The organism is Microcoleus sp. Pol1C5, from assembly GCF_036701115.1.
In the GTDB taxonomy this organism is placed as follows: domain Bacteria; phylum Cyanobacteriota; class Cyanobacteriia; order Cyanobacteriales; family Microcoleaceae; genus Microcoleus.
In genome coordinates this window covers 101,249-118,295 of record NZ_JAUBQE010000006.1, presented here as the reverse complement: position 1 = coordinate 118,295, position 17,047 = coordinate 101,249, and the positions used below count along the sequence as shown (strand labels likewise).

At 46.6% G+C, this 17,047-nt stretch carries 16 protein-coding genes; 6 read left to right on the top strand and 10 right to left on the bottom strand.

Annotated elements, in window-relative coordinates:
• Positions 1-46: 46 nt before the first annotated feature.
• Positions 47-1,267, bottom strand: coding sequence for an HhoA/HhoB/HtrA family serine endopeptidase (locus QUA23_RS05380; protein ID WP_333074599.1), 1,221 nt, complete (start codon positions 1,265-1,267; stop codon positions 47-49).
• Between the two features lie 316 nt (positions 1,268-1,583).
• Here QUA23_RS05380 and QUA23_RS05375 point away from each other — a divergent pair, with 316 nt between their 5' ends.
• Entirely contained in the window at positions 1,584-2,498 is a 915-nt protein-coding gene (locus tag QUA23_RS05375) for a M23 family metallopeptidase (RefSeq protein ID WP_333074598.1), read from the top strand.
• 251 nt (positions 2,499-2,749) lie between these two features.
• Here the strand turns inward: QUA23_RS05375 and QUA23_RS05370 are convergent, their stop codons facing one another.
• The 6 genes from QUA23_RS05370 to purS form a co-directional block, all read right to left on the bottom strand.
• Positions 2,750-3,031: a hypothetical protein gene (locus QUA23_RS05370; protein ID WP_333074596.1), complete on the bottom strand. Its 282-nt coding sequence runs from the start codon at positions 3,029-3,031 to the stop codon at positions 2,750-2,752.
• Positions 3,032-3,098: 67 nt separating this feature from the next.
• On the bottom strand, positions 3,099-4,430 hold the full coding sequence (locus tag QUA23_RS05365; RefSeq protein ID WP_333110309.1) for a beta-propeller domain-containing protein: 1,332 nt from the start codon (positions 4,428-4,430) through the stop codon (positions 3,099-3,101).
• Entirely contained in the window at positions 4,427-6,469 is a 2,043-nt protein-coding gene (locus tag QUA23_RS05360) for an ATP-binding protein (protein ID WP_333093826.1), read from the bottom strand. Before QUA23_RS05360 ends, QUA23_RS05365 begins: the two co-directional genes overlap by 4 nt.
• Positions 6,470-6,607: 138 nt before the next feature.
• Positions 6,608-7,411: a DUF4058 family protein gene (locus QUA23_RS05355; RefSeq protein WP_333074591.1), complete on the bottom strand. Its 804-nt coding sequence runs from the start codon at positions 7,409-7,411 to the stop codon at positions 6,608-6,610.
• Positions 7,412-7,549: 138 nt separating this feature from the next.
• Entirely contained in the window at positions 7,550-8,251 is a 702-nt protein-coding gene (gene purQ, locus QUA23_RS05350; RefSeq protein WP_333074590.1) for a phosphoribosylformylglycinamidine synthase subunit PurQ, read from the bottom strand.
• A gap of 295 nt (positions 8,252-8,546) precedes the next feature.
• On the bottom strand, positions 8,547-8,831 hold the full coding sequence (gene purS / locus QUA23_RS05345; protein WP_333074588.1) for a phosphoribosylformylglycinamidine synthase subunit PurS: 285 nt from the start codon (positions 8,829-8,831) through the stop codon (positions 8,547-8,549).
• A gap of 143 nt (positions 8,832-8,974) precedes the next feature.
• Here purS and QUA23_RS05340 point away from each other — a divergent pair, with 143 nt between their 5' ends.
• The gene (locus tag QUA23_RS05340; RefSeq protein ID WP_333042008.1) at positions 8,975-9,367 is read left to right on the top strand and encodes a Fur family transcriptional regulator; all 393 of its coding nucleotides are present in this window, start codon (positions 8,975-8,977) and stop codon (positions 9,365-9,367) included.
• A gap of 280 nt (positions 9,368-9,647) precedes the next feature.
• On the opposite strand, the gene QUA23_RS05335 is transcribed toward QUA23_RS05340, so the two are convergent.
• The 3 genes from QUA23_RS05335 to QUA23_RS05325 all read right to left on the bottom strand — a co-directional run bounded on the left by QUA23_RS05335 (position 9,648) and on the right by QUA23_RS05325 (position 12,573).
• Positions 9,648-11,858, bottom strand: coding sequence for a peptidase domain-containing ABC transporter (locus tag QUA23_RS05335; RefSeq protein WP_333074586.1), 2,211 nt, complete (start codon positions 11,856-11,858; stop codon positions 9,648-9,650).
• Positions 11,859-11,993: 135 nt separating this feature from the next.
• Positions 11,994-12,176, bottom strand: a complete 183-nt coding sequence (locus QUA23_RS05330) for a hypothetical protein (protein ID WP_333074584.1) — start codon at positions 12,174-12,176, stop codon at positions 11,994-11,996.
• Positions 12,177-12,345: 169 nt separating this feature from the next.
• A complete protein-coding gene (locus tag QUA23_RS05325; protein ID WP_333074582.1) occupies positions 12,346-12,573 on the bottom strand; it encodes a secretion protein HlyD in 228 nt (75 codons plus the stop codon).
• A 334-nt stretch (positions 12,574-12,907) separates the two neighbouring features.
• Between QUA23_RS05325 and QUA23_RS05320 the strand changes: the two genes are divergently transcribed.
• From QUA23_RS05320 to QUA23_RS05305, 4 genes are all read left to right on the top strand, one after another.
• Complete coding sequence (locus tag QUA23_RS05320; RefSeq protein ID WP_333074581.1) at positions 12,908-14,023, top strand: HlyD family efflux transporter periplasmic adaptor subunit; 1,116 nt, start codon at positions 12,908-12,910, stop codon at positions 14,021-14,023.
• 237 nt (positions 14,024-14,260) lie between these two features.
• The gene (gene trpS, locus QUA23_RS05315) at positions 14,261-15,271 is read left to right on the top strand and encodes a tryptophan--tRNA ligase (protein ID WP_333067839.1); all 1,011 of its coding nucleotides are present in this window, start codon (positions 14,261-14,263) and stop codon (positions 15,269-15,271) included.
• A 138-nt stretch (positions 15,272-15,409) separates the two neighbouring features.
• Positions 15,410-16,300, top strand: coding sequence for a methylenetetrahydrofolate reductase (locus tag QUA23_RS05310; RefSeq protein ID WP_333074580.1), 891 nt, complete (start codon positions 15,410-15,412; stop codon positions 16,298-16,300).
• A 113-nt stretch (positions 16,301-16,413) separates the two neighbouring features.
• Positions 16,414-17,013: a Uma2 family endonuclease gene (locus QUA23_RS05305; protein ID WP_333074579.1), complete on the top strand. Its 600-nt coding sequence runs from the start codon at positions 16,414-16,416 to the stop codon at positions 17,011-17,013.
• The last annotated feature ends 34 nt before the right edge of the window (positions 17,014-17,047 follow it).

The following is a 17,047-nucleotide window of genomic DNA, read 5'->3' as shown; positions in this document are numbered from 1 at the left end:
TCCCGTAAGTCATTCCCAATTTTGTAATCGAAAATCTCAAATGGTATTACCCACCGGCGGAGCTACCCGATAGGGGAAAAGCACCCGGACGTACTTTTATATTCTGAACTTGACCCACACGGTTAATTTCCAGTTCGAGTTCTTTGCCCACAACCGTGTTTTCCACCCGTTCTTGCACGTCACCGGGAGTGTTAACCGCAATTCCGTCAACTTTTTGAATGACATCTCCGGGGCGCAAGTCGGCTTTTTGAGCGGGGGAATTTTCCACGACTCGCGTCACGGCTACGCCTTGATCGAGGGTAATTTTATTATTATCTAGCTGTTTGTTGAGTTCTGCCTTGGTGGCGGCAGTCAAGCTGACCATTTGAATGCCGAGATAGGGATGTTCGGCTTTACCTTTGGCGAATAGCTGATCGGAAACTCGTTTGGCGGTTTCGATCGGAATTGCAAATCCCAAGCCCTGAGCGTCGGCGCGAATGGCGGTATTGATGCCAATTACTTCCCCTTGGTCATTGAGCAGGGGGCCACCAGAATTGCCGGGGTTGATGGCGGCGTCGGTTTGGATGAAGCGGACTCGCTTGTCGGGGATGCCGACTTGGGAACTCGATCGACCCGTAGCGCTGATAATGCCCACAGTCACGGTATTGTCGAGACCTAAAGGATTGCCGATCGCGATCGCCCACTGTCCCGGTACAATATTGTCCGATCGACCCAAAGCCACCTGCGGCAGTTCCTTAGCATTAATCTTAACCACGGCAACATCCGTCAGCGGATCGACTCCCTGCACCTTACCCTCAAACTCGCGGCCGTCTTTGAGCGTCACCTTGACAGTATCCGTCCCGGAGACAACGTGAGCATTAGTAACGATGCGGCCGTCAGGAGTGAGAATAAACCCGGAACCGGTACCTCTCTTGATTCGTTCTTCCGGCTGCGGCAAATTCTCCCCAAAAAACCGGCGAAACAAAGGATTTTTGAAAGCTTCCGGCACTTGATTCGCCACCTTGCTTGATGCGTCAATCCGCACTACAGCCGGGCCAACTTTTTCGGCTGCTTCAGCAATAAAATTGGGATTGCTGCGATCTACCGCCCGATTTTCCAGAACAGGAGGAGAGGGATAGGGGGGGATTTGCTGGCGTACTACTGGCAAAACCAATCCGGTTTCCAGATTGTTTGAGCCTTGCAGATAGCGATTTCCCAACCATCCCATACCTCCGCCGATTGAGAGCAAAGTCACATACAGGGTCGTTTGCTTAAAAGATAAACTCATTTAATAACTCCCGCTAGATACCTCATCCCCGCAGACACGTTCGGAATCAACAAGCGTTTTTGTCTTGGTGACGGGAAGGAAGCGGGGCGGGGCGTACCGCTTCCTCAAGAACATAGCTGTTAACTGGCTGGCGCTGACGGGCATCACAGGCAATTTTGCCGGATTTGCCAAGAGCGACTCTAACTAATAATTCTCATCCTAACTTGGCTTAGGCTGGGATTTACAGTCTGGGGGGTGGCTAGAGGTTGTAAATATGAAGCTTCACAGGATTTTAAAATTGTCAACTGTCCCAAATGAATACTTTTTTCTGTAGATAATGAGGTTTAAACGCTTATTTCCGGTGATTTCTGCACTAATTTGGTCGATCGCACCCGTTGGGAAAACGGCGGCAAATACCGAGATCCCACCTGCAAATCTTCCTTCAGGTATACCTGTAGAAAACCCTGACCCCGCCCGCGATTGCCCGAGTCCGGCTATGTCTCGGTTGCGCCGCCATACTGTGGCCCAGGGCGAAACCATAGAAAGCATCGCGCGCCAGTACAATGTGATTCCTGCGGCGCTGATCGGGATAAATCCGACTTTGCGGGGCGGTGAAGTATCTGCTGGAAGTGCGATCGTCATTCCTCCGTACAGTGGCATCGAGGTAGAAGTGCCTGCGGGCTGGAATTGGCAAAAACTGGCAGAAGCTTACAAAGTGCGCGCAGATTTGCTATTTGAGGCGAACGGGTGCAGGCCTTTGGGGAAAACGGTGTTTGTGCCTGCGGTGAATAGGTCGATCGGGCCTTCTATCAATCCCGATGCAACGCCATCGGTGCAAGGATTTCCGCTGCCCGCCCCTGCTGTGGAAGCTTTGCGTTACGGGCGGCAATTGCATCCGGCGCGGCGCGAATTTTTTTTCCACAGCGGCGTAGATTTTTTGGCGTCGGAGGGTACGCAGGTTTTGGCGGCGGGGGAGGGGACTGTCGCCTTTGCTGGGCCGCAGGGGGATTACGGGAATTTAGTGGTGGTGAACCATCAAGCGGGGAAGCAAACGCGCTACGCTCATTTGAAAGATATTGCGGTAAAAGTCGGTCAAAAAGTGCAGTCTGGAGAAGTTTTGGGAACTGTGGGGACGACTGGAAAACGCGACATTCCGCCATCTCATTTGCATTTTGAAGTTCGGTACAATTCGGGTTTGGGTTGGGTTGCTGAAGACCCGCTGCTTTATTTGCAAGTTACTGTTAAAAAATAGGATTTTTAGTTTGCTTAAAGGGTGACAACCCTCGCCAAATCCATACAGGGCAAGGATTGAGCTGTGTTATGGTAAAAAAAGATAGGCAGCATAATTGTTACACGTTTGCCTATCCAAAAAAATATGTTACCAACATTTGACCAGACTCACTTACAAAAACAAATGACGCAACTCAAGTTATTTTACTCACAATTTTTTTGAAGCTGATACAATCCGAGAAACAAGTAACGATCGCACTAATCGGATTCCCATTAATCACTTATTGGTGAACAACTTATTGCCCGATCGCACATTCCTCTCAAAATCGATCGCCCGATCAACAAAAAACCCGATGTCACATTTCTCTCAAAATCGATCGCCCGATCAACAAAAAACCCGATCGCCCATAAACCCAAAAATCCGATCGTCCCAATCAACACAAAAATTCGATCGCACATTTCTCTCAAATTCGATCGCCCATCCACAAAAATTCGATCGCACATTTCTCTCAAATTCGATCGCCCGATCAACCAAAAACCCGATCGCCCATCCATAAAAAACCCGGGGTTTCAACCGCCGAGGATTTCAAATTAGATCGCCCGAATCGACCCAAAAATCCGATTATCGATCGCCACTAACTCCCTCCAATCGCAGGAAATGCACCCGGCCCGATCGATCGCCCGCTAAAACTGTCACTCCATCAGGGGCGATCGCACAGCAATCAAACCCAGCTTCTCCGCTGAAACTAGCAACCTCTTCACCGCTAAGCAAATCCCAGATTTTCAGGGTGTTATCGTCTGAAGCGGAAATCGCTGTTTTACCGTCTGGTGCGATCGCCACTGCTAGTACCTTGTTACTATGACCCGTGAGAGTTTTCAGTTCCCTGCCTGTCTCGGTGTCCCAGATTTTCAGGGTATGATCGTCGGAAGCGGAAATCGCTGTTTTACCGTCGCGTCCGATCGCCACTGCTAGTACCGCGTTACTATGGCCCGTGAGAGTTTTCAGTTCCCGGCCTGTCTCGGTATCCCAGATTTTCAGGGTATTATCCCATGAAGCCGAAATCGCTGTTTTTCCGTCGGGTGCGATCGCCACTGCCCATACCGAGTTACTATGACCGGTGAGAGTTTTCAGTTCCCTGCCTGTCTCGGTGTCCCAGATTTTCAGGGTTTCATCGTTGGAAGCGGAAATCGCTGTTTTGCCGTCGGGTGCGATCGCCACTGCATTTACATAGTTACTATGACCCGTGAGAGTTGTCAGTTCCCTACCTGTCTCGGTGTCCCAGATTTTCAGGGTATGATCGTAGGAAGCGGAAATCGCTGTTTTACCGTCGCGTCCGATCGCCACTGCATTTACCGCGTTACTATGACCCGTGAGAGTTTTCAATTCCCGGCCTGTCTCGGTGTCCCAGATTTTCAGGGTATGATCCCTTGAAGCCGAAATCGCTGTTTTTCCGTCGGGTGCGATCGCCACTGCATTTACCGAGTCAGTATGACCGACAAGCGTCCGCAGCGCACCTTCCCCAGGCTGCTCTAAATTAGCCTTCAAAGGCCGCAACCAAGGACGATCTTTCGACTGCTTTGCTTGTTCCAGCATCCCCTGACTCTGGGGCATTTCAAAATCCAACAACCTCGCCAACAAATGCCCTGCAAGCTGTGTTTTATCCTCTTCCAAAACGTGCGCCGACTTGCGAATTGCCCCCTGAATCAACCGCAAAGTTTCCGTTTGCCCCTCCGACAGCAACACATCAGAAACTCTCGCCAAATCGTAATCCTCAATTAACGCTTGCACCCCCAACAATTTCAACTTTGCCTCAATAAAACCAAAATCCGTCACCCAACGATAATAACGATCGAACTCTCCCGAAGTTTCCACAAAATCCCTGGGTTGATACTTCAAAAAATATTCTCGATCCGATCGACTTTGCTGCGACAACCACACACCCAAATCGCTCATAGCGGCGCTCCTTTTAACCTGTTATCCATACCTTGCCGGTTGAGCTTTTCAACGTCAATCCCCGCCGCTTGCACCGTTTCATTTTTTGCCAAAAAGTCGCGAAAACTGTTGTGATAGATGCTGTAGCGAATTTCGCCATCAACTTGCTGCTGCCGCAAAAACGACTCCCATTTCTTCAACACCTGCTGCACTTTAAAATCCGTTTCCCCTACCGATTTCGCAATCCAGCCGCGAGAAACAGCTTCCCGCGCTTTCGAGAGCACATAGATAATCTTAACCCTCATCTCCAGCAGCGGATCGTCTTCTTTCCGTCCCATCATTTGCATCCAATGCTTGTCATAATATCCTTCCAACTCCCTCGGCAAATCTTGCAAATTCACATCGCTGTACTTGCCGCTATCGATATCATTCAACACATAGCGCAGGTACATAAAATTATACTGGCTTTTTTCCGCCACCGCCGCCACAAACTGTTCGCGCTGCAAATTTTGACGGTTAATCCAACTCTGAATTGACGCGCTGTGGCTGGTGCGTTTGTCAATATAAAGGTTGACATCCGCCAAACTTTTTGTACTGTACTGCATCAAATCAAAATCCTGATGATTTGGCAAAGGCAGAGATTCCCGTCGCTTCGAGACAATAAAATAAACATTATCAGGCAAAGCATCTGGCAAATACAGGACATTGCTGCCGCGCCCCTGCAAACTCGAATCCACTTCATCCAGGGCATCCACCACCACAATCAACTTTTTGCCGCCCAATTTAGCGCTGACTTCCCCCAACAATCGACTGAGAAAGTTGCCATCTCTGGTCGCATTTTCCGGCAGTTGCGGATAATTTAGTTGATAGCCTCGAATTAACTGAGTGCAGGCATTTTCCAGAAATTGTTCGGCGCGGACAATGCCTTGAGATTGCGAGTTAAAATGCGCGACGCAGCGCCGCTTCAGCAGCAGCACTAACTTTGCCATAATTGAACTTTTACCGACTCCCGGATCTGCTTCTAAAACAAAATAGCCTTTGCGATTGTTCTGCAAAAATTCGGCAATTGCTGCAAACACAAATTGGCGACCGGTAAAGTCTTGAGTCCGATCGGCAATAATCGTTTCGCACTCGTAGGGAAGTGGCAATCGGGGCGCGGAAGTATCAACAAATCGTTCCAGCAAATTCTGAACTTGCGCCAAATCGGATCGGATGCCAATTTCTATGGCTTCCAATTTACCCATCACTTGACAAATCTGCTGCCCAGTCGCCACGGCCTCCAATTTGTGCAGAATTTCCCCATTTTGCAGCCCCAAATCTTTGAGTTCGGCCAAAGCAATTTGGTGCAGATTCAACAGCATCGCGGCAAACTTTTCTCCTCCCTTCGCCGCATCCAGTTTCAGCACTTCGCGGTACGCTTTCGGAAAAGTTGCGTACAGTTTGCCCGCGACAAATTCCACAATTTCCGCATCGAAGGATTTCCCCTCGCGCCGGGCGAATTCGTTGACGAAAGTTGCCCAATCTGCCGTTGTCAATCCGGTAACTCGATCGAACTCCTCGGCATCGGCAGAAAAAATCTTGGTTAACTGGTCTTCGGAAATATTTAAACCCCTTGACAAATCGGCGGTATTAGTGTTAATATCCAGCCAGTATTCAGGAGTTTTCTCGGCTAATTGACAGAGTGCTGTTTCTGGATAAGGCAAATTTTTGGTTTCGGCGATCGCAATTAGGCGATCGGACTTGGCAACCTCTCTCAAAGTATAGCCGATCGCCTCACCAGCCGCCTTAATCAAATCGTGATTATCGAGAATCCTCGGATTTTTGCTCAACCGTTCGGTCATCCGATTTCCGAGGTCATTAGCCGCAATATTCCCCGCTATACCACTAGCAATCGCCGCTAAGATAGAAACTCCCCCAACTGCGATCGGGCCGCCCATCATACCCGCTGCTGCTTGAGTTGCCGGATTGGCGATCGCATTTGAAATAACTTGTCCAATAGCCATCACCGCACTGCATCCAATAACCCTAGTTTTAAAATTAGCTAAGTCCATTAGCGGCATAAAATAAACATTCCTCTTTTAAATAGTTGGTAGTAATTATATCTGGCCGGCTGCCGTTTAGTCCCTTACTGCGAAATTTTCAAGTTGATTTAGAGATTGTCGATCGCGACTAACCCTAGGATATAAAGTAAAATATAATTAATTATCTCGAAGTTCTTTTTCTTGCAAAATTTGGGTAGCCCAAACCCGATCTTCTTCTGATAGAGACGGTACGGGTTCTCGATCGTAATCGATCCGATAATCATAGCCAGCGCGATCGTAAACACCTGCAAATAATTCTGGTAAATTAACAATAGGTTCTACATCTTCCTCTCGCAAGGGAAGCGGAAATATAGGTAAAGAATCGCGGAGATTAAAAGCATAAAGTTCGGCAAACGGACGGCGCTCGCTGGAACTGACTAAAATCCGATAATCGCTTTGAATAGAATTGTTAAGGATGGGCATAGATTCCCATTTTCGTAGTAAATCGATTTCGACTAAATTGGTTAAGCTACCTAAAATAGTCTGGCGTTTTTTGAGATAAGTAATTCTTCCTTCTCCACTACGTTTGTTGACAGGAGAAAGAATTTCAACTGCGGTAACAACTTGTTTCGTTGCCATTTCTCGCACTTCCAGGTAAGTCTGTTTAATTTTTTCAGGAGCAGGCACTTTAACGGTAGTCGGAAGTGTTATACTTACAGTGGCAACTGAACCTGTAGGAATACTCGGGTTATTAGATTGACGCTTAATCGCGACATCGGGGATACCTACTAAAAGGGAGTCGCTGTTACTGTCATTTGGATCGGTAATTTCATAGATGCGTTTGTCGATTGCAACCTCATATTTAGGGCGAATTTGAGGGACTAAGGATGCCGCGATCGCAGAAATTAACCAATGATGAGTTTCCTGCCAGAAATCGGGGTGTTCTAAGTAGGGGTCCATTCCAGGAAAAGGTGAAGGCATAGGACTGTTCTCTGATGTATTGACTTTCAAATCATTTTAGCATTTTTAATTTTGTAGGGTGCGTCGCTGCGAGATTTTCGAGTGTCCCTACAAGACTGACGCACCCTACGGTATCTACAACAATGTCGTAAATATTAACTACAAAACAGCAGCAACACTTGCCATCAACAACCCTTGAAACAATTTCACTCCATCAGTTTCGCCCAACATCGGATCGGAGGCTCGTTCAGGATGCGGCATCATTCCTAATACATTGCCTTGGCGGTTGCAAATACCGGCAATATTATTTAACGAACCGTTGGGATTGCCAGCATCGCTAATTTTGCCCGCCGGAGTACAGTAGCGAAACAGGACTTGCTTGTGCTCTTCTAACTCGGCTAAAGTATCCGCATCAGCATAATAGTTTCCTTCACCGTGAGCGATCGGCAAATCGATGATTTCACCCGTAGTATAAGCCGCAGTCCAACGAGTATTACCCCGCTCGACTTTCAAAGAAGCGCGATCGCAAATAAAATTCAATCCCGCATTCCGCACCAGAGCACCGGGCAACAAACCAGCTTCAGTCAACACCTGAAAACCGTTACAGATGCCTAATACAAGCTTTCCTTGTTTCGCGTGTTCCGCAGTAGCCCGCATCGCCGGAGAAAAACGGGCGATCGCGCCGCACCGCAAATAATCTCCGTAACTGAAACCGCCGGGAATTACAATGATATCAATATCCGAAATATCGGTATCTTCGTGCCAAATCATCCGCGTCGGTTGGTGGAGTAACCCTTGAGTCACCCATACCACATCGCGATCGCAATTTGAACCAGGAAAAACAATAACTCCAAATTTCATAAGCTGAAGGAAAAAGGAAGAAGGAAGAAGGAAGAGGGAAGAAGGAAGAAGGAAGAGGTGTCAACTTAAGACTAAAATCTTAGGTTTCTCTCGCTTGTATCAAAGTCTAGATCCCCCTAAATCCCCCTTAAGAAGGGGGACTTTGAGTGGTTCTAGTTCTTGTGTTTTTAACAAAGACTTTGAAGACTTTTGTCCTCGCCTTTTGAATAGATACTGTGAACACTCTTGTCCCCCCCTTATTAAGGGGGGTTAGGGGGGATCTCCGGGTTTAAAAACACCCTAGGGACGATCGCATTTATGCCGTCGCTGTCTCCACAGCAACAGGAATTTCAGTCAAATCAAAGCGATAATTTTCAATCACTGGATTGGCCAAAAGTTGGTCGCAAACGCGATCGAGTTGTTCGCGGGCCTCCGACTCACCAGCAGCAGTCAGCGTCAATTCAACGTATTTCCCCATACGCACGCGCTCAACATTGTCGTATCCCATGTGTTGCAAGCCAGACTGTACGGCAGTGCCGGCGGGATCTAAAACAGAAGGGCGGAGGGTAACATAGATTTGGGCAAGATATTTCTGAGTCACGGGAATGTTGCGGTAGGTGATGTGAAAGTTAGCCCCATTGTATTCTACAACCGAGCTGCGCGCCGATCGCCATTTGGTTCGCCCAAGTAAGATAGCCTAGAAACAGGGACAGATTTGATTCCAGCAGATTCGAGAAAAAAATTATGAGAACCAACCACACCCGCAGTCAGGAGCGTATTTTACACTTGCTCAAGCACTTGAATCGATCGCTCTCAGCGCAAGATATCTACTTAGAACTGCGTAACAGCGACCAAAGCATGGGCCTAGCAACAGTTTACCGCTCCCTCGACGGTTTAAAGCGAGAGGGGTTCGTTCACGTCAGAACTCTCGCGAGTGGCGAGTCTCTCTACGGTGCCGCCCACCAAGACCAACACCACTTAACTTGTCTGGAATGTGGCGCGTCAATTACGATCGACGAATGTCCAGTCCACCACTTAGAAAGCCAACTACAACAATCTCATTCTTTCAAAATTTATTATCACACTTTGGAGTTTTTCGGATTGTGCGATCGATGTACTTTAGCTCAAGAATCTTAGAGAAGTTATTAGTCATGAGAGATTTCAATTCCGGTTGCACTCATCATAAATGTTGACTGTTGACGGGCGGGTCGAAAAACCGAATAGTTGAGTGGTAACTGTTGACTCGATTTTATGATTCCGATGCAACCGCCAACGATATAGCAATCTTCGGATCATTTATGAATTTCTTACTTTCTCCCCGCGCGTTCGGGGAGGGTTGCGGTAGGGTGCAAAAGTGAGATGATCCCAGTGTTGTTTGTGTAGCGACAGATTTAAACCTGTTGTTTTATTAACTCGCTCAAGGATGCAAAAACTCTAAATGGTCTCCTGGAATCGATCGCAATTTTGCCGCCGATCCTTGCACTTTCAACCTCCCGCGTTCTAACATGATAATCCAATCGGCGCGATCGATCACTCGCGGCCTGTGACTGATAAAAATCGTCGTTTTCCCCTGCCGGTACATCAACAAATTTTCTAAGACTTCCGCTTCGCTTGCGGGGTCAAGCCCTGCGGTAGATTCGTCTAAAATCAATACGGGTGGGTTGTTGAGAATGGCGCGGGCGATCGCCAATCTTTGTCTTTGTCCGCCAGAAATATTTGCTCCAAACTCTCCTAAAACAGTTTGATATTTATCCGGTAATTGGCTGATAAATTCATCCGCCCCCGCAATTTTGCAGACTTTAACAATCTGTTCAAAGCTGATATCTGGGCTGCCCAAACGAAAATTTTCGAGAATCGAACGGCTCCAAAAATGCGCTTCTTGAGGAACCAATACTACCTGCTGTCTGAGACTGTCGAGAGACAAATCCTGCAAGTTGTAACCGCCAATTCTAATATTACCAGATTGCAGCGGGTAAAGACCAGCAATTACTTTAGCTAGCGTACTTTTTCCGCAGCCGGAATGGCCGATTAAAGCAATTGCTTGACCGCCGGGAAACGTAACGGAAAAATTTTCCAGCAAGTCAAGTCTGCCGGGGTAGTGAAAACTAACACTCTTGCAAACAACACCGTCGTGGTTCTGAATAGTTACAAAAGGTTTATTCGTATCGTCTTTAGTTTCCGGTTCAGCATCTATAACTTCCGACAGCCGTTGAGTAGCTGTCTGCACGCGAGTCATCTCATCAGTAAATCCTACTAGCGAATTTACCCAAGTAGTAACGTTTTGATTCATGCTAATAAACGCTAGCAACTGACCTATACTCAATACCTTGTCAATTACCAAACCGCTACCAAGCCACAGCAGAGTAATGCTGCCAGCAGAGGCAACAAAACCAGAAAATATATTGTTGAGAATGCCAATTTGTGTAGTGCGGAAAGTGAGCTTTGCTAAGCGACCGAAGCGGGTTTGAAATTCTTCCCAAAGTTGCTGACCGCTGGTAGTAGTTTTGACCGTCAGCGCGCCTTTAAAAGTTTCTACTAAAACGCCTTGAGTTTCTGCTTCCAGCACAAATAAACTGCGCGTTTTTTGCTGCAATACGGGCAGAAATACCACTGTAGAGGCAGTCATTAAAAGAGCTATAGCTGTAGCTGCTAAAGTCAGTTCCTTGCTGTAAACTAACATAAAAATAAAAGAAACTACAGCTATAAAAAATTGACTAGGCAAGCTGATAGCGACTTGAGAAACTAATTTATTTATTTCTTGGATATCTTGTAATCTACTGACAATTTCGCCACTGCGTCTGGTTTCGTAAAAGCTCAAAGGCAATCGCAGGAATTTGCGCGCAAATTCCATCACCAATCCCAATTCTAAACGCTGGGAAAACTGAGCAATTAAGTTCGACTCTACCAATCCTAAACTGCTGCTAAAAAGGTTCATAACTATAACTGCGATCGCCACACTTGCCAGGAGTTGTCTGTCGCCCCGCACCAGGATGTCGTCAGTGAGCAGTTGAACGAGAAAAGGCGAAGAAATCGACAGCAAACCCAACACCACATTCAGCAAAAATGCTTCCATTAAAATCGGGCGATAAATCCCAATCCGGCGCATCCATTTTTGTAAGGAATTGGCGGGCGGTTGGCCCTCTGCGGCCGCAAAAAACCGCTCAGCATCGGGTTCTACTAGCAAGCACAGCCAATCTGTCCAAGCTGCTGCTAATTCTGCTTTAGAAACATAGCGCATACCGACAGCCGGATCGCCGATCGCATATTTGTCGCCCTGCTTTCCGTACAAAACAACCCAGTGATAACCGCTCCAGTGAATAATTGCCGGTAAAGGCGCTTCCTCAATTTGGTCTAAAATAGCAGCCGCGGCTCGCACGGATCGAGCATTAAAGCCGATCGCCTCCGCACCTTGTTTCAAGCCCAGCAGAGTCGTCCCTTTTTGGCCGGTGCCCGCACATTCTCGCAAGCGGCTAATAGTAAAATTTTGTCCGTAAAATTTCGCGATCGAAGCCAAACAAGCCGCCCCGCAATCTTCTTCGCTCTGCTGGAGAACAACCTGATATTTCTTAAACCTGTTAACTTGTCCGAATAATGGCATTTTGCCGATCAAAGGGATGTTCTTTAACATTTTGCAAAATGAATAATGGTAGAGCATAAAGAAGATTACTCATCACCAACTACCCAATCAGCAAAAAGCACCCATAAAGTTATGGGTGCTTTCTCGATTCCACAGTTATAGATCTGAATTGACTAGCACTAAACTTTAGTAGTAGGCGTAGCGGACTACTCTTCTGTATGAACCGTCGCAATTCCGGCGATACACGACCCAACTGCGCCGCTGCCGGTGACAATTGTATCGATTGGCATAATAGTGACCGCCGTTGACGCTAGCTGATTCTTCAGGGGTGAGTTCAGCAAACAGTGAATTGTCCTTTGTTTCTTTCATGATTTGACTCCGTTTAAGTTGAGAAAAGCGAAGGGAAGCTAGAAATCTTATCTAATTTCTAGAGCCTCGTGTAAATACTGACTAATACTTCTTGTAGTGCTGTGGAGCCTCCGGAATATTACGGAAAAATTTTCAAAATTTACTTGATGGCACAACTTGACTCAGCTATCTAAACCACTAGGGTTTTGTAACCGCGATCGAGGTTTGGATTGTACAGATAAAGCTGACTAGGCTGCGGCAGGAAAAACAGCATAGTGAGACCCTCGCGGCTGCTGTTATCCGTCTCGCTGTTGCTTTTAGCACCGCTAACACCGCTGGTAATATTGCCACCGTTGACAGTAGCAGATTCTCCATCGGTTACTTCGATGAAGAGTGAACCTTGTTGACTTTCTGACATAAATAACTCCTATTAATACCTATGTACTTACTTACTACCTACGCATACAGTAAAAACCCGGTAACAGCGCCAAAAGTTATGGCAAAAATCCCATATTTTCCTGGCTGTAGCCCGCTGGCTTCACTCGTCTTGATATTTGGCGAAGTTTGTGGGTGGGAACGGCAAAGCTGTGCGGATTTTTACCTTTACCCTGTGAATTTTGATTTAGACTTCTAAACCTATGCTTGGTTTCCGGAAAGCTGATCGTAAAAGTGACAAAACAAATCAGCGATCTCTCCCTCCCCCTAACTCAAAACTCAAAATTTCCAACTATTCCCCTCTCCCCCTTGCCGCCATGTCTCTCACTCCCGAAGCCACACCCCCTGAAACCTTTGATAACGACCAGTTTTTGCCCCCTGTCAGCCGCTGGACAACTTTGGGGGGCATTTTGATGGTGGCGACGTTTGGCGGGGCGATCGCCCTCGCTAGCGTCACCAAATACAGCGCTACAGTCAAAGCAGATGCGATCGTCCGTCCCGCCGGAGAAGTGCGCCTCGTGCAAGCAGCCACAGAAGGAACCGTCGAAAGCATTGCTGTCAGCGAGAATCAGACAGTAAAAGAAGGAGATGCGATCGCAGTTATAGACGCTTCGCGTTTAAGCGATCAAAAAAAACAGTTACAAGAAATAATTAATCAGTCTCAACCAGCAGCACAGCAAATCAACCAGCAACTGCGCGACTTAGAAAATCAAATTTTGGCCAGCGCCCAATTTAAAAGCATCCAAAGTGAAAGTTCCGCCCAACAGGAATTAATCGAATCCGCTTTAGTAAAATTCGCCACATCGCTGCCAGATGTCGCCGAGAGACTGGGCCGAAGTCGGCGGGTTTTGCTCGTCAAACAAGCCTCCATTCAACAACAATTAATTCAAGCTAAAAAAGAACTAAATCAAATTGAGTTAAAACTCGAAAATAGCGTGATCCGCACGCCCACGGATGGTACAATTCTCAGATTGGAAGTACGAAATACTGGTCAAACCGTACAAGCCGGCAGCGCGATCGCCCAAATCGTCCCCAGCGACGTACCCCTAGTAGTCAAAGCCAAGGTGACATCCCAAGACATCGCCCGAATCCAAATCGGCCAACCCGTACAGATCAGGATTTCGGCTTTGCCTTTCCCCGATTACGGCACATTAAAAGGAACTGTCAGCGAAATCGCCCCAGATGCGATCGCCCCTCAAAATCCCACTAATAATTTAGGTACAGCTTATTACGAAGTGGGAATTAAGCCCGAACAAACTTATTTAACAAAACTCAAATCCGCCAACGGCCAATTCTTCGGAAACTCCCAGGCTAATGTCCCCCGCCAGTATTCGATTCAATCGGGAATGGAAGGCAGAGCCGATATTATTACGGGCGAAGAAACTGTTCTGACATTTGTTCTACGCAAAGCAAGGTTGCTGACAGATTGGTAATTGCTTTCAAGCCCATTTCTTAAATGCTACGGCTAAGGACACTGGCTTGCCGTCTCCCTACAGATGTTTAAAAAAGTAACGAGACGGCAAGGTTATGTCTCTACAGATGTCTTAAAAGTGGAACGGGCTTCTAGCCCGTTGCTGACAATGGTGCAAGATCTGAGTTTCAACCAAGAGTATCTTAAATCAAAATAACGTGTCAATATAGAAATGTGACTTCAATTCTATTCTTTCCTCATGGGCAAACAGCGCGTTCTTTCAGGAGTTCAGCCAACAGGCAATCTTCACCTCGGTAATTATCTCGGTGCAATTCGCAACTGGGTAGAAGGTCAAAGTCAGTACGAAAATTACTTCTGCGTAGTCGATTTGCACGCAATTACCGCACCGCACAATCCAGCAACTCTAGCCTCCGACACTTACACGATCGCCGCACTCTATTTAGCTTGCGGCATCGACTTAGAATATTCTACTATTTTCGTGCAATCCCACGTCTCGGCGCACACAGAACTAGCATGGCTGCTAAACTGCATTACGCCGATTAACTGGCTCGAAGATATGATTCAGTTTAAAGAAAAAGCAGTTAAACAAGGCGAAAATGTCAACGCAGGGTTGCTAAATTATCCCGTGTTGATGGCAGCAGACATCTTGCTTTACGATGCCGACAAAGTGCCAGTGGGAGAAGACCAAAAACAGCATTTGGAACTCACCCGCGATATTGTCATCAGATTAAATCACCAATTCGGCACACCCGAAAAGCCAGTATTGAAACTTCCCGAACCCTTAATTCGGACTGACGGTGCGAGGGTAATGAGTTTGACTGACGGCACGCGCAAAATGTCGAAATCTGACCCTTCCGAACAAAGTCGAATTAATTTATTGGATTCGCCAGATACGATCGCCAAAAAAATCAAGCGCTGTAAAACAGATGCCGTGCGGGGTTTGACGTTTGACGACCCCGATCGCCCTGAAGCTAGAAATTTGCTGACACTTTATCTCCTGCTTTCCGGCAAATCTAAGGAAGAAGTAGCAACGGAGTGTGAAAACATGGGTTGGGGAGATTTTAAACCCTTGCTGACAGAGACGACAATTAATGCCCTCAAACCAATTCAGGATAAATACAAGGAAATAATGGACGATCCGGGATATTTAGAGTCTGTACTACGTCGCGGAAGAGAACAAGCAGAAGCTATTGCTAATCAAACTCTAACTAAGGTGAAGACAGCTTTCGGTTATTCTTTACCTGTTTAGTTGTTAGTTGTTAGTTGTTAGTTGTTCTTGGTTACTTGTTAAGAATGACAACTGCCAACAGCCCACTAACAACTGCTAACAGTCCCCTGCCAACAGTCAACAGTCAAATAACAAATAACCAATAACAGACAAATAATCATGAACCGTTTTCGCACAGCCTGCACCACCCCCGGAGAATTTATAATTACCGCCGAAGTTGCCCCACCAAAAGGTGGCGACATAACTCACACAATTCAAATGGCTGAACGCCTCAAAAACCGAGTGCACGCCATTAATATCACCGACGGGAGTCGCGCAGTTTTGCGAATGTGTCCGCTAGCAGTTTCGGCGATTTTAGTGCAGCACGGAATTGAGCCAATTTGTCAAGTTGCTTGTCGCGATCGCAATCAAATTGGCCTGCAAGCGGATCTCATGGGAGCCCACGCTTTAGGCATTCGCAATGTATTAGCACTCACAGGCGATCCCGTCAAAGCGGGCGACCATCCTAAAGCAAAAAGCGTATTCGATTTGGAATCAGTTCGGCTATTGCAAGTTATTCAAAAAATGAACGGTGGCCAAGACTGGAATGACAAACCTTTAACCGACGGAGTTACTGATTTATTTGTAGGTGCAGCAGTCGATCCGCAATGCCCCAGTTGGTCTGGTTTGCAAAGTCGATTCGAGAAAAAAGTAGAGGCTGGAGCACAGTTTTTTCAGAGTCAATTAATTACAGATTTTGAAGTTTTCGATAAGTTTATGCACCACATTGCTGCGGGGTGCAACAAGCCAGTTTTAGCAGGAATATTTTTGTTTAAATCAGCTAAAAATGCTGAATTTATTAAAAAATACGTGCCAGGAGTTCACATTCCGCAAGAGACGATAGACCGTTTAGCAAAAGCTCCGGAACCCTTGCAGGAAGGCATAAAAATTGCTGCCGAACAAGTCAAGCTAGCGCGGCAGATTTGTCAAGGAGTTCACATGATGGCTGTCAAACGAGAAGATTTAATTCCTCAAATTTTGGATTTGGCAGGAATCGAGCCGCTGAGCTAAACTTAAACGTAGGGGCGGGTTTTACCAATTATCAATTCCTAAAACTAACGATTTCGTAAAATCATAAACCCGCCCACTCCCGCGCTACCATTTTGAACATCAATAAAACAATCATGCTTCAAACTGTAGACAATCCAACCGCTTCTCCCGCAATCGAACAACGTTTCACTTGGCGCGGTGTGACATGGCATCAATTCAAAGCCATTCAAGCTGGCTTTGAAAACGTGGGGAATATACGCTTATTTTATTGTGATGGAGTTATAGAAATTGTGGGAATCAGTAAACCTCACGAGGCAACTCGATGTCTGATTGCAGCGCTACCGATAAAATTTTTTCAATTTAATAGAATACAATTTTTTCCCAGCGGCAGTTACAGTCAAATTGTTGAGGGGAAAGTGGAGTATCAAGCAGATTTGTCTTATTGTTTCGGAACAGATAAAGAGGTTCCCGATCTGTGTATTGAGGTAGTTATCACTAGCGGTAGTCCGATTAAACTTCAGAAATACCGACTGATGGGAGTCCCGGAAGTCTGGTTTTGGGAAGATGGCACTTTAGAGCTTTACCATCTGCGAGAGGAAGGTTACGATCGCATTACTAGCAGCGAAATGCTGCCTGAGTTAGATTTATCTTTGCTGAAACGCTGCATTTTATTTGCTTCGCCTTTGGATGCGCTTGAGGAATTTTCTAGAGGAATGGGCGATCGGGAAAATTGACCAATAAATTACTTTTGAAATTCCTCGATCGACT